This is a genomic window from Alkalibacterium gilvum (genome assembly GCF_900109085.1).
Classification (GTDB): domain Bacteria; phylum Bacillota; class Bacilli; order Lactobacillales; family Carnobacteriaceae_A; genus Alkalibacterium; species Alkalibacterium gilvum.
The window spans coordinates 1-13298 of sequence record NZ_FNYW01000043.1 but is presented as its reverse complement, the minus strand read 5'-3'; the positions used below and the strand labels follow the sequence as shown (position 1 = coordinate 13298).

General features: G+C 37.1%; 14 protein-coding genes and 1 riboswitch. Of the genes, 13 read left to right on the top strand and 1 reads right to left on the bottom strand.

Features of this window, described 5'->3' with window-relative positions:
- The 13 genes from BMX83_RS09260 to BMX83_RS09200 form a co-directional block, all read left to right on the top strand.
- A partial coding sequence (locus BMX83_RS09260) for a transposase (protein WP_143059523.1) occupies positions 1-233 on the top strand: 233 nt, incomplete at its 5' end.
- A 245-nt stretch (positions 234-478) separates the two neighbouring features.
- Positions 479-1036 carry a hypothetical protein gene (locus BMX83_RS09255; protein WP_091636324.1) on the top strand — a complete coding sequence of 186 codons (558 nt, stop codon included), beginning with the start codon at positions 479-481 and terminating at the stop codon, positions 1034-1036.
- A 255-nt stretch (positions 1037-1291) separates the two neighbouring features.
- The gene (locus BMX83_RS09250; protein ID WP_091636321.1) at positions 1292-1792 is read left to right on the top strand and encodes a hypothetical protein; all 501 of its coding nucleotides are present in this window, start codon (positions 1292-1294) and stop codon (positions 1790-1792) included.
- A 61-nt stretch (positions 1793-1853) separates the two neighbouring features.
- Positions 1854-3443, top strand: a complete 1590-nt coding sequence (locus tag BMX83_RS09245; RefSeq protein WP_091636319.1) for a hypothetical protein — start codon at positions 1854-1856, stop codon at positions 3441-3443.
- A gap of 151 nt (positions 3444-3594) precedes the next feature.
- Positions 3595-4260, top strand: a complete 666-nt coding sequence (locus tag BMX83_RS09240; protein WP_091636316.1) for a hypothetical protein — start codon at positions 3595-3597, stop codon at positions 4258-4260.
- Between the two features lie 327 nt (positions 4261-4587).
- The gene (locus BMX83_RS09235) at positions 4588-6867 is read left to right on the top strand and encodes an ATP-binding cassette domain-containing protein (protein WP_091636313.1); all 2280 of its coding nucleotides are present in this window, start codon (positions 4588-4590) and stop codon (positions 6865-6867) included.
- Between the two features lie 81 nt (positions 6868-6948).
- Positions 6949-7278, top strand: a complete 330-nt coding sequence (locus tag BMX83_RS09230; RefSeq protein WP_091636310.1) for a DUF3784 domain-containing protein — start codon at positions 6949-6951, stop codon at positions 7276-7278.
- Between the two features lie 164 nt (positions 7279-7442).
- Positions 7443-8282, top strand: coding sequence for a patatin-like phospholipase family protein (locus BMX83_RS09225; RefSeq protein WP_091636308.1), 840 nt, complete (start codon positions 7443-7445; stop codon positions 8280-8282).
- Between the two features lie 65 nt (positions 8283-8347).
- Positions 8348-8662, top strand: coding sequence for a DUF3784 domain-containing protein (locus BMX83_RS09220; protein ID WP_177170565.1), 315 nt, complete (start codon positions 8348-8350; stop codon positions 8660-8662).
- 84 nt (positions 8663-8746) lie between these two features.
- Entirely contained in the window at positions 8747-9667 is a 921-nt protein-coding gene (locus tag BMX83_RS09215) for a nucleoside hydrolase (protein ID WP_177170564.1), read from the top strand.
- Positions 9668-9823: 156 nt separating this feature from the next.
- Entirely contained in the window at positions 9824-11257 is a 1434-nt protein-coding gene (locus BMX83_RS09210; protein ID WP_091636299.1) for a phospholipase D-like domain-containing protein, read from the top strand.
- Between the two features lie 250 nt (positions 11258-11507).
- Positions 11508-11732 (top strand): DUF6718 family protein, encoded by a 225-nt coding sequence (locus BMX83_RS09205; RefSeq protein ID WP_091636296.1) that lies wholly within the window; start codon positions 11508-11510, stop codon positions 11730-11732.
- Positions 11733-11928: 196 nt separating this feature from the next.
- A riboswitch (SAM riboswitch) is annotated at positions 11929-12033 on the top strand.
- A gap of 73 nt (positions 12034-12106) precedes the next feature.
- Complete coding sequence (locus BMX83_RS09200) at positions 12107-12346, top strand: hypothetical protein (RefSeq protein ID WP_091636294.1); 240 nt, start codon at positions 12107-12109, stop codon at positions 12344-12346.
- A 797-nt stretch (positions 12347-13143) separates the two neighbouring features.
- On the opposite strand, the gene BMX83_RS09195 is transcribed toward BMX83_RS09200, so the two are convergent.
- Positions 13144-13298, bottom strand: a 155-nt coding sequence (locus BMX83_RS09195; protein WP_177170563.1) for a transposase, incomplete at its 5' end; no start/stop codon positions are given.

The following is a 13298-nucleotide window of genomic DNA, read 5'->3' as shown; positions in this document are numbered from 1 at the left end:
GCCTAAAAACATTGAGAAAACATTTAAGTGCGATTCGCAACACCTTCATTTATCCTTACAACAATGGAAGAATTGAAGGGATCAATAACAAAATAAAGGTTCTAAATAGAGTAGCCTATGGCTACCGTAATTTTTCTAACTATAAAAATAGAATTTTATTGCATTTCAAGCTAAATCCAAACACGACGGAACTATCTTACAAAAAAAATGAAGAGCACGTATTAGCTGCTTAGAAGCTAGTACGTACTCCTCAGTGATATAAAATTAATTGATTATTATTTTCCACCAACGTTAGTTGACGTAGAACCAAAGAATCGTCCGTTGGTCCTTGTGCTTTAAAACTAGATGAAAGCCGTTTGATAAAGTTCGTTTCATCCATGGTGATTAAACCGTATCAATTGAATACGTCTAGTAGAAGACTTAAACTGAATATATAAGTGAAAGAGCGACGACAATAAGATAAGAAGGGATGGATATGATGTCAACACGATACACTGCAGATATAAAACCGGTGAATGAAGGTGTGATAGGAACGTCCGTTTATGGAAAAGCTGAACTTATTGAAGAGGGCGACACACTGAAAATAACAATTGAAGCGACAGGTACACCGCCAAACATGATGCATTGGAGTCACTTCCACGGCTTCCCTGATGGAAAGAAAGGACGCATTCCTACAAAAGCAGCTGATACCAATGGAGATGGTGTTATTGACCTACCAGAGCTTTACGAGGTAGCAGGGCAGACAATGGTCCCTTTTGACAATGCCCCACAAGATATCAATATTCCCCATGATAACTATCCGCACTCTGATGAGGACGGTAATTTTAAGTATGAATTTGAGGTGCCGCTTGCTCCTTTAAAAAAGAAATTCATGGAAAAATTTGGTTCAGAGGACCTACAATTAGATACGCGTACCGTGTTAATCCATGGGGCACCAGAGTCCATTGAACTCCCCGATACAGTGAAGGGTACTGTGAAAGGGTACGGCCCACATACCACGCTGCCTATTGGTGTTGGAGAAATTGAAAAAGTGTAAATAATAATCTATTTTCTAAATATTAGAAGATACATTGAAACAGAACGTCCTCTATTCGATAAGACAACAATCGAGTAGAGAAGACGTTCTGTTTTATTTCGTAATACAGCTCAAGAAGAGAGTAAATCATAAGAAAAAAAGTAACTGTACTAAAAAATCAAACTAAATTAAAGCTGTCTTGAATTTAGTTCAACTGTTTTTCTCAGAAAAATCGAATATACTCATGTGATAAACGTTCATAAAGGAAAACTCATATTGATAAAAACAGCAAGACGTTTATACTATAGTAAGGTAGTATTTTATCAAGAGGAAAAAGAGGTGGAGCGTGTGGGCGTTTCTATTAGTCTGATTCTAGTCGGGACTCTTTTATTCTTAAAAGAAGAAAGAAAGACAAATAACTTATTAAAGGCTGTCGCTACATACAAACATATATTTAAATTAGGTACAATGGCTTATATCTTTTTCATGGCTATTGTTATGGTACCTTTACAAACCGTGTTTATGCTTGTCACTTATGCTGTCATGTACTTATATACCAGTATAATTATGTATGGACTTTATAAGAACCAGCCGATGAAAGTCTTTTTTATCGTTGTCATCTTGCATCTACTTGGATTGTCTGGACGAATTGCGCTTGAATGGATGGAGTGGACACCCATGAAGCTTTTCAATATCGTGCTTCCCTTGACTATGATTCCATTGTACATGTATATCGTGCAATTGATTTTAACCCTTAGCCATTTTTCCAAAGATTAAATAGTACCATTAAATGAGTTGTTCTTCTTTAACCGGATGAATGACAAAAAAGGAAGGTTTTATGAAAACGAAAAACAAACGATTTGTATTATATCCAATGCTTTTAATTATCTCACTGGTTGTCTTTTATATCTATACGCCAGCGCTGAATATCCAGTCACAGGAATTTAGATTTTATCTGATTATCTTTACACTAGCAGTGATCGGTATAGAATTTCTTATGGATGGTCAGTATTTCTATCGTAAAAAGTTGAAATACGGGGCCTTAGCTTTGCCCATCCTATTGGTTATTGTCATTGCTATAGGTAATTTATTTAATGGTGTCATATTCCGTTCGACAGATTATGCGAATTTGATAGATGTTGAAGAAAAGAACTTTCAGGAAGATTTCCCTTCAATGGATGAGTCCTCTATTCCTTTAATGGATAAAGATACAGCCCAGCGTTTGGGAGATCGCCGTATTGGTTCGATTAGTGAATTAGTTTCACAGTTTGTCCCGGCAGACACTTATACACAAATAAATATTGATAACGATCCATACCGGGTCACACCGCTTCAATATGCAAGTTTTGTCCGCTGGTTGAATAACCGTAGTGAAGGGATTCCAAATTATTTGAAAGTGGATATGGTCACAGGTGAGGTTGAAGTAGAAGATTTAGAAGAAAACATTAAATATTCTGACTCTGAAATGCTGAACCGTAATGTTAAACGTCATTTACGTTTCAAGTACCCAACCAAACTCTTTGAAGACCCAGACTTTGAGGTTGACGACGAAGGACATCCTTATTATATTGCGACGACCTATGAGAATGTCTTCTGGTTCACACAGCTTGAACCGACAGGACTGATTGTTTTAGACGCCGTGACAGGTGAAACAAAAGAGTATACGCTAGAGACAATGCCGACATGGGTCGATCGTGTGTATTCATCTGATCTCATTTTACAGCAATTAAATTATAGAGGTCAGTATAGTGGTGGTTTCTTTAATGCTTACTTTGGCAAACGCGGCGTTAACCGTACAACGGATGGCTATAATTACATCCCAATGAATGATGATGTTTACCTCTATACAGGTGTAACATCTGTAAACAATGATGCATCTAACATTGGTTTCTACCTCGTTAACATGCGTACCAAAGCCGCTGAGTTTTATCCAGTGACATCCGCAGATGAAATTTCAGCTATGGATTCCGCTGAAGGGGCGCTCCAACAGATGCGCTTTGAGTCGACATTCCCGCTACTTATCAGCTTGAATGACCGACCATACTATATTTCATCCTTGAAAGATGATTCTGGACTCGTCCGTTCTTATGCTTTAGTGGATGCACAGGATTATCAGAAAGTTATAACGAGTGATACAGTGGATGGTTTGATCACTCAATTGAATGGTAAAACAGAGACAGACTCAGACGACGCTGAAGAAGAAATCGTTGAAGTGGTTGACGAAAACCTAAACGAAGTCAGTGGTCAAGTTGAGAACATTTCCCAGGCAGTTGTCTCTGGTAACACCATTTATTACTTCATGATTGACGGCAGCATCTATAAAGCAGATATTACCTTAGATGATGCTCTACCCTTTATTGAAGAAGGACAAGTTATCGAAGGCGAAGCCAACGAAGACAATGAATTTAAAATGATTATACTCGATTAACAGGTCCCCCTGCATGGATTGCTTCTATAAAGCAATCCATGCAGGGGGTTTTTAAATGTTGAAATAGTTGTTTTCTTTTTCAAGTATCAATAGCAATTAAAATGCGAATATGTTAAGTTATACATATATACATAAAACAGGAGGGATTTATATGCACAAAAATATTATTTTTAAAATACTAGTATTTTCTAGTATGACAGTGCTATTGGCTTCATGCTCATCAAGAGCGGTTCAAGACTCAGATTCTACTACTGACGATTCAGCAGTTACGGAGGCTGCTGATACTGAACAAGACACAGATGGTAATGTTGAAGCTGAAGAGGAGAAAGAAAAAGCTGTTAGCCAGATAGGGAAACGTTCAAATCCAGCGCCTATTGGGGAATCAATTACTTATACAGAAACATATTATGGCGATGATTTTGAGAATGAATATGAAGCTGAATTTGAATTGAAAATCACTGATGTTGTTCGGGGCGAAGAGGCCTTTAATATATTGAAAGCAGAAAATGAATTCAATGAATCTGCACCAGAGGGGATGGAGTGGGCTATAGTATCTTTAGAAGGTGTACTACACTCTGGAAATGAAGATGTTCCATACAGCGTTGTTCCTTTCTTCTCAGTTGTTGACTCGACGGGTAGTGAAGTGCCTCAAGATGATTATGGTACACTAAATGGCAATGAATATGGTCATGTTGACTTATTTCCAGGTGGTACAGTTTCTGGACGTATCACTAAATACATGCCTGTAGACGATCCTAGTTTACTTGTTTTAGACGATATTGCAGGAAGCGGCATATATTTTTCACTTCAAGAGTAAAGCACACGCTAATTCTGTATACCTTTAAACTATATATGAAAAAGCATAAAACCTTCCATACTAAAATTTTAGTATGGAAGGTTTTTATTGAGTCTAAAAATCGGTAGTGGATGCACAAGAACTGGAGCCTGTATAAAAACAGACTTTAATTTATAGACACTTCAAAAAAATTATGACAAACACTGAATAATGAATTAAAAAAATATTTATAAGTACTCCTTTTTAATATCGTTTAAAATAATGGTATAGTTAATTAAATAGCTTAATAGAAATTAATTAATTTCATTTATAAAATACTAGTAAAACCTCTAAGAAAGGGTCAGATAAATGTCTAAAGACAAAGATGAAATCATTCTACGCGGACTGAAAGAAAATAATTTAAAAAATATTGATCTAACATTACCTAAAAGAAACATTACGGTATTTACAGGCCTTTCTGGTTCGGGAAAAAGTTCAGTAGCCTTTGATACATTAGCCACTGAAAGCAGACGGCAAATGACAATGAATTACCCTCTCTATGTTAGAAATCAAATGCCACGGTATGAACGTCCGCACGCAGACTTAATGCACAACTTAAGTCCGGTCGTTGTCGTGGAACAGCGCGCAGTAAGTGCTAATTCCAGATCATCCGTTAGTACGTACATGGATATTGATCCCTTGATTAGGCTTTTATTCTCACGAATCGGGAAACCTTCGATTGGTTCAGCGACAGATTATACACGCCAGAGTGCCTTTGGGCGATGTCCCAAGTGTGATGGTTTTGGAGAAGTCGTTACGGCAGATGTTGATAAACTCGTTGATTTTGACAAGTCACTAAGAGAATACGCTGTTCAGTTTAAACCTTTATCTCCTGCAGGTTGGCAAGGGAATTGGATGATGACATGTGGCTTGTTTGATCCAGACAAGCCGATAAAAGATTACACTGAGGAAACGCGTGAGTTATTTTTATATGGCCCTCCTGGTGACGGGACGGTCTATGCTCCTTTTCATACAAAAGATGGTCCGCATAATGCGCAATGGGATGGATTGTTGCCACGCTTTACCCGACTTTATATTAATCGGGATGTTTCAAAATTAAAACAAGTCTCTCAAGATGACGTCTTAAACGTTTCGAGTCATTCCACATGCCCCCTTTGTCATGGCAATGGCCTGAATCCAAAAGTGCTTGAAAGTAAAATTAATGGATTTAATTTACTCGAATATAGGGACTTAGAATTAACAGATATCGCATCTGAATTAGACGCGATAGACGATCCGCTTGGGGAGTCCATTGCCCAGCAAGCACTTCCGCTCGTGACACAATTGATTGATATGGGCTTAGGGTATTTGAGTTTATCACGAACAATGAAATCACTCTCTGGTGGAGAATCACAGCGTGTTAAAATTGCTCGTCATCTAGCCAGTAGTCTAAATAACATGACCTATGTTTTTGACGAACCCAGTGCAGGACTTCATCCAGAAGAAGTTAGTTTATTGATTGAGATGTTAAATAATATCAAGGCACAACACAACACTGTGATTGTCATTGAGCATAATCTATCTATAATTAAAGCAGCGGATGAAATTGTTGAGATGGGACCAGGCGCAGGGGTACACGGTGGTGAAGTGGTTTACCAAGGTTCTCCAGAAGGTTTAAATGATGCAAAAGAAGCATCGACACGTTTAAACCATGCACTTGCCATCAATGAAAACCCACGCACTGCATCGGACTATTTTATTATAAAAGAGGCAAAAACGAATAATTTAAAGAATGTAAGTGTGAAGATTCCTCAAAATCAATTGACAACTATCGCCGGAGTATCTGGTTCCGGAAAAAGTTCATTGATGTTGGAAGCTTTCAGAGAACGTTACCCAGAAACAATTACCGTGAGTCAACGGCCACTTGGACTTTCCAGCCGTTCAACCCTAGCCACTTATATGGGAATAATGGATGATATACGTAAAACCTTTGCCAAAGAAACCGGACAACCAGCAGGACTCTTTAGTTTCAACTCACTTGGCGCGTGTCCAGTCTGTAAAGGGAAAGGTGTTATTCAACCCGACGCTGCTTTTGCAGATCCTATTACAATCCGGTGTGAAACCTGCGGAGGGACAAGGTATTCTGAAGAGGCGCGGTCTTACACCTACCGAGGGAAAAACATTGTTGAAATGCTTGACTTAACGGTTAATGAAGCTTTAACATACTTTGAACAGGATAAAATTATCAAAAAAGTAGCCACATTAAAAGACGTTGGATTGGGTTATTTAACCCTTGGGCAAACCACAAGCTCCTTAAGTGGCGGTGAAGTTCAGCGTTTGAAACTGGCAAGTGAACTGAAAAAAGAAGGCCAAATTTATCTTTTAGACGAACCTTCTCTAGGGCTTCATTTAAAAGATAACGAAAAACTTCTTGCTGTTTTCAATAAGCTAATTGAACGTGGCAATACTGTGATTGTCATTGAGCATAACTTGGAATTTATTGCTGCGAGTGACTGGCTGATTGAATTAGGCCCAGAAGGCGGTAAAAGAGGGGGACACATTATCTTTGAAGGAACCCCGAAGGAAATGCTTCAGTCAGATACAGTAACAGCTAAATGGTTATCAAGGGCTGTTACGAATGAGATTTAAACATTTAACTAATGACGAGGCTATTTAATATACGTATAATTAAAGGTAACATTAGATGTCTCAAGAAAGGAGGAAATTATTTTGTGGACATACATCGCAATGGGAGGCCTCTTTTTACTTATTGGCTTTGCCGTACATGTTCTTGGATGGAACGGACTCATCTCTGGCTATGCTTCAATGTCTGAAGAACAAAAAGCCAAAGTTGATATTCGAGCACAAAGACGAATTCTCGGAATTTATGGTTATGTTAGTGGGGGCTTTTTTCTTATCTTAGCTGCTTTGGAATATTTTGGTATTATATTCTCGCCAATACTAGCACTTGCTATCTTTCTCGTATGGACTGGTTTCATTTTATACTACGCACAAAAGCAAGCCGTTGATCAATCAATGAATAAAAATGACAAGACCTAGCCGATACTTTATCGAATAACTCAGCAATCAGTTGAAGGAACCTATGATTAAGGTCAAACATAGGTTCTTTCTTTATTCTAAACGAGATTTATATCTCGTTATATTGACGCAATATAGGAACTATATATTATATAAAAAGAACTATGGAATGAAAAGGTGAGAAGATGAGTACAGGAATGGTATTGGAAGGCGGAGGGATGCGCGGCCTCTACACAGCTGGTGTGCTGGATACATTACTCGAAGAAGGCATAGAAGTTGACGGTATGGTAACCGTTTCTGCGGGTGCTTTATTTGGTATTAACTATGCATCCAAGCAAAAAGGGCGCGCCTTAAGATATAATATTAAATATATCAAAGACAAACGGTATATTGGATTAAAGAGCTGGTTTAAAACAGGTGATGTTGTGAATAAAGAATTTGCTTATTATACCGTGCCTTTTTCTCTAGATATCTTTGACGAGCAAACCTTTAAACAAGCAGCTATTGATTTTTATGCGACTGTTACCAATATGGAAACTGGTCTTCCAGAATATGTAAAGATTAAAGAACCCTTCAACCAAATGGAATCTCTTAGAGCATCTGGTTCTATGCCCTTTGCCTCAAAACCCGTTAAGCTTAAAGGTGTAAACTACTTGGATGGCGGAGTGAGCGACAGTATCCCACTTGAAAAAGCCAAAGCCCTTGGTTATGATAAAAATATTGTTGTTTTAACACGTCCGCTAGACTATCGAAAAATCAAGCCTAATGAATTCTTAATTGAAGGATGGTATAAAAACTATCCAAGATTTAAAGAAACACTTAAAAACCGGTACAAAAATTATAATGAAACCGTCGAGACTATTATTGAAGAAGAGAATAAAGGCAACACGTTCGTCATCAGACCCTCAAAAACCATCAAAATCAAACGACTAGAGCGTGACCCAGACAAACTCCGAGAAATGTATGATTTAGGAGTGAAAGACACGAGAGAGCGATTGAGTGAGTTGAGAGACTACCTCAAATAACCATTATATTAAAAAATAAAAAAGTTATAGAATATGTTATGCTTTTTAGGAAAGAAGGAAAAATAATGATAACCTATCTTTTAATTGGGGCCATATTAGTAGCGATTGGCTTTGCTGTTCATGTTCTTAAATGGAATATGTTGATTGCTTATAGTAACAGTAGGCCCAAGGCAAAGACGAGCAAAACTAATTCAGAACGTTTTAGAAAAATACTAGGTTTCTATGGTTATTTTACAGGGGTTGTTTTTTTACTCTTAGCTCTTTTAGAATACCGTGGCCTTAGCGTCCCCCAAACACCTGTTGTTTCTGTTTTTATAATCTTAACAATGGCTGTCATGTATTTTGCTCAAAAAGATACGAGCGAAGAAACCAAAAAGTAAAATTCATGCTATACTTGCAGTAAACTATGGATATGGGGAAAGGGACGTTTAATTATGACAGAAAAGAATAAAAGACAAATTATCGTGGATTGCGATCCAGGTGTTGACGATGCCTTTGCGTTAGCAATGGCTTTTGCAGAAGATGCTTTGGATGTTTTAGCGATACATACCGTGGCAGGGAATGTGCCTGTAGAGCATACTACCAAAAATGCGAGAGGTTTAGTTCAATTGCTTGGGGTTGATGTGCCTATTTCAAAAGGAGCAACGGCACCTCTTCTCTTTGAACCACACTTTGCTGCTGAAGTTCATGGTAAAAATGGGTTTGGTGAAGTTGAGCTTACTGATTTAGCACCTTTATCACCACTTACTGCGATGGAGTCCTATGTCAAAATCCTAAGTGAGGCTGAGGAGAAAGTTTCCATAGTAGCAATAGGTCCGCTGACCAACGTTGCTTTATTGATAAAGAGTTACCCAGAATTGCTGGATAAAATCGATTGCATTTCACTCATGGGGGGTGGACTTAAAGGAGGCAATACGACGAGTGCAGGGGAGTTCAACTTTTTCTATGACCCACACGCCGCTCATATTGTCTTGAATAGTGGTGTGCCAATCATTATGTCTGGTTTGGACGCAACTGAACAAAGCACATTCAGGCAATCTGACGCGAATATATTGAAAGAAAAGGGCGGCGAACTGGGTAGATTATTACATGATATCTCTCAGTCGGCACTGCGTTTTCACAAAGAAGCTAACCATACTGATTATATGAATTTGCATGATGTGATGTCTGTCTTGTACTTGGTCTATCCTGAATTCTTTACGACAAAGGATGCTTTCGTAAAGGTTGCTTATGACGAGGGTGTCATGAGAGGATTCAGTCATGAGGATGTCCGTCTTCAAGCAAGTAATAACCCCAATGCAAAAGTAATGGTAGGACTTGATGACGAGAAAATCATAAGAAAAGTGCTTCAAACACTTACAGACAAAGATGTGTCATTTACGTAATTAATGATTCGTATAGGAAGAAGCTCGCTACTTAGTTGAAATAAGTAGTAGGCTTCTTCCTTTTTAATTAAGGTTATATTTTTTAAAACGCTATCATTCGGTGGTATACTTAACTAATAAGGTTCTACTTTGTATAGACAGAGAGGATTGATTTGTATGTTTAGAAAAATAGTTAAGGGGATAACATTTGGTCTAGGCGCCTATCTAGGCTATGCTTTTATCGCCGGGAATGTTTTGCTCCATTTCAAGAAACCTAAAAGTAAAGAAAAGATGAAAATCAAAGGATTGACTGATTATTACGGAAATGATGAAGATACTGGCCCCGATAAAGCAGCACTATTTGACACGCAAGATATTTTATTGACCTTGCACTTGAATCTGATAGATTCTGCAAAAAAGACGATAAAGCTTGCAAACTTTTCAATTAAAGGTGGCGTAGCCAGTGATTTATTTTATGGAAAACTTTTAAAAGCTGCAGATAAGGGTGTAGAGGTTTATATTTTATTTGATGGCAAGGGACATAATTTGTTTGGGATCAGCAATGGAAAATATTGGGCGTTAATGGCTCATCCAAATATTAACCTTGCTTTCTATGAGGAATTTGATTGGCTCCGTCCTTGGACTTGGCAGAATCGTATGCATGATAAATATATGATTAGTGATAAAGAATACGTACTCACTGGAGGCGTAAATTTAGAGGACGCCTTTTTTGTAAAAGATGATGAAGAAGCTGTTTATGATCGTAATGTCGTGATTAAAAATGATGTCCCTGAGCGGTTTGACGAGAGTGTGCTGAAGGAATACACAGACTACTTTGAGTCAATGTGGTATCATCCCTACACGAGTATCCGCCCGAGTTATATTTTAAATAAATATAAAGTACTGGCAAGCACGTCATACAAGCAGTTAACCGAGGCTATTGAAAAGGCTGAAGAAGAAAATCGATACGGCGCTGGAGAAAGTATCGCCTGGGATGAACATTTTTATACAACAAAAAAAGTAAGCCTTGTAACGAATGCGATACAACGATGGAAAAAAGATCCGTATATTCTTGCGACACTGGGACGCTTTTTTGATGAGGCAGAGGAAAGTGTGGTTTTTCAGAGTCCCTATGTGGTTCCAAGTAAAGAGATGCGTGAGTACATTTCACTTGAGGGAACAGACGCTGATATTTTCATTCTAACTAACTCGATGGCTGTTTCAACAAACTTTCCAGCTATTTCTGGCCAACGAAAATACTTGCAAGAATTAAGTGATAAAACAACTCAGCTTTATCATTTCCAAGGCAAGGGGTATATCCACGCCAAGGCTTATTTGTTTGACCGACGTTTAAGTTTGATAGGTTCATTTAACTTTGATCCGCGTAGTTCTTTTTTAAGCCAAGAAAACTTAGTTATTATCGATAGTTATGACCTCGCTGCTGCTCTTGGTGAGAGCATCAAGACGTTCGCAAGGCACGGTATCCCTTATAAAGAAAGTGAGAAAAAACTCGTTGAGAGTACGGCTAAAAACACACCTACACCATGGTACAAGAAAATGATCTTAGGGCTGTTCTATATTTTATTACACCCTTTAGAGGACTTATTATAACGAGTTTTGAGTCAAAGAAAGTAATAGGTATTAAGAGAGAGAGTATTTAAACTCTTTCTCTTTTTTATTGTTTAAGAAAAATCTATTTTATGCATAATTTTCCCTTCAATTGTATGGATTATATGACTAAGATGGAGTAAAATGAAACAAGTGACGTTATTTGTACGTTGTTAACACTTATGTATATATTAACATCAATGTAATGGTATATATATGTGTCAAAACCTACGAAGAGAAGGAAGAGTGAACGATGGCCTATGTTATAGCCAAGAAGTACGGTAAAAATGGTTCTGTAGCCTATACATACGATTCAAGTGAAATACACTTAATTAGTCAATTAGAACAAGAATACTTAGGTTGTGATATCGACTTTTTTATTACATCAGATATATGCAATAAAGAGGAATTTCAGCCTGTCTTTAATGTGGGACATTTTGAATTCTTCATCGAATCAATCAAGAAAGTGCTGAAGTGATACCTTTTAAACTAACTCACCCTCTTGGTAGCTTTTCTCCCTATTCTTTGCTTTTGAGTAAAGGGGAGGAGAGAGGAGGAGGGTAGTTGTTTCAACCTATAATTAGTTAGCTAGAGGCTTTTAAGATGTATGGGAACGCTTATATTCATTGACAACTAAGTAGCTATACGGTATATTGTATTTAAATCACATAGACACCTTATCAAGAGTAAGCAGAGGGAATTGGCCCGACGAAGCTTCAGCAACAGACCGCCATAGGCACTGTGCTAAATCCAACAAGAGAAATCTTGATCGATAGGTCCAACGCCTTTTGGCACGGCTTAATTTCAAGTGGTGCTTTTTTTGTGGTTTAAAAAAATAAAGGGGTTGAAACTATGCATTTAGAAGAAAGAATCAGTCATATAAACTATGCCTTGGATCGCCGCGAGTCTATTTTGAGGTCACAAATCGACGGGCGTTTCCCAGTATCATTTACAGCTGTATCTAGACGGGTACGCGTAGTAAATGACTTTCGGCATGAATTGCAGCAAATTGCTAATACATCTGATGGTGACGATTCAGGCGCTTTAAAAAAGTTAGACGCGATTGAATATAACTTGTTTGGTCGTTTCTAAGTATCATTTTTAATAGCTGTCAGCAAGTTAAATAGCTAAAAATGTATAACACATGCATGAAATCATTTCAGAGATATATTCTTAAATGGATAACTTTGAGATGATTTCATGTTTTAGTATGACGAATACATAAATAAGAATGAATAAATGATTTATTCAAAATAAATAGTGTTAAATTACTAATGATTTGAGAGAAAACAATACAATGGAAGCTGCATAACAATCCCACACATTATCTACAGTTATTCTAGCATGAGATCCTTCAATATCAATCTTTATTAAACTTTAAATTTATCTAATAGGTAAGAATTACGCGATAGATTTATTTAATTGAATATTATGTAAATTAATAAAGCGAAAATAGGGGATAAATAATGAATTAAATGTATCTTGATGGTTATGTTGTTTTTTATATTTTGGTTTACATAATATATATTATACCAAGTAGTTTATATGAGGTAATACCTCTTTCAGCATACTTTAGATTGAATTTGGATCCTGCCTAATACTTATTCTATATTGAATTCAATTCAACTGCATTATAGCTGGTTATTTCTTTTATTTTAGTAATGATTAAACTCATTCTTTACTTGTAACAATTCTATAACTATTCAAGTCATTCATGGCTTTTTCAATCTTTCTTATGTAGAATTATTTATTAATGCAGTCAAGTCCATAATCTTGTGTAAAATACTATACAATGCTTTTACCTTTCTTAACCAACTCTTTGAGCTGATTTTATTAACAGAAAAATCTTATATTCAGACCTAATCGGTCCGATAAAAATACAACTTTTTTTAATTAATCGAATGATTCGAAATATATTTTCTTGTGGAACTGAGCCATTCTTCACTCTTATCCATTAAAACAGCACCGATTAATCGATTCGCTGATGCATGATTGGGAAAAATTCGGATCACTTTTTCTCGTCGTCGAACTTCTTGATTTAAAC

Bases quoted from the DNA above. Each gene is read 5' to 3' on its own strand.
- BMX83_RS09200 (WP_091636294.1), top strand. From the start codon at position 12,107: ATGCATTTAGAAGAAAGAATCAGTCATATAAACTATGCCTTGGATCGC.
- BMX83_RS09245 (WP_091636319.1), top strand. From the start codon at position 1,854: ATGAAAACGAAAAACAAACGATTTGTATTATATCCAATGCTTTTAATT.
- BMX83_RS09220 (WP_177170565.1), top strand. From the start codon at position 8,348: ATGATAACCTATCTTTTAATTGGGGCCATATTAGTAGCGATTGGCTTT.
- BMX83_RS09235 (WP_091636313.1), top strand. From the start codon at position 4,588: ATGTCTAAAGACAAAGATGAAATCATTCTACGCGGACTGAAAGAAAAT.
- BMX83_RS09225 (WP_091636308.1), top strand. From the start codon at position 7,443: ATGAGTACAGGAATGGTATTGGAAGGCGGAGGGATGCGCGGCCTCTAC.
- BMX83_RS09240 (WP_091636316.1), top strand. From the start codon at position 3,595: ATGCACAAAAATATTATTTTTAAAATACTAGTATTTTCTAGTATGACA.
- BMX83_RS09255 (WP_091636324.1), top strand. From the start codon at position 479: ATGTCAACACGATACACTGCAGATATAAAACCGGTGAATGAAGGTGTG.
- BMX83_RS09205 (WP_091636296.1), top strand. From the start codon at position 11,508: ATGGCCTATGTTATAGCCAAGAAGTACGGTAAAAATGGTTCTGTAGCC.
- BMX83_RS09210 (WP_091636299.1), top strand. From the start codon at position 9,824: ATGTTTAGAAAAATAGTTAAGGGGATAACATTTGGTCTAGGCGCCTAT.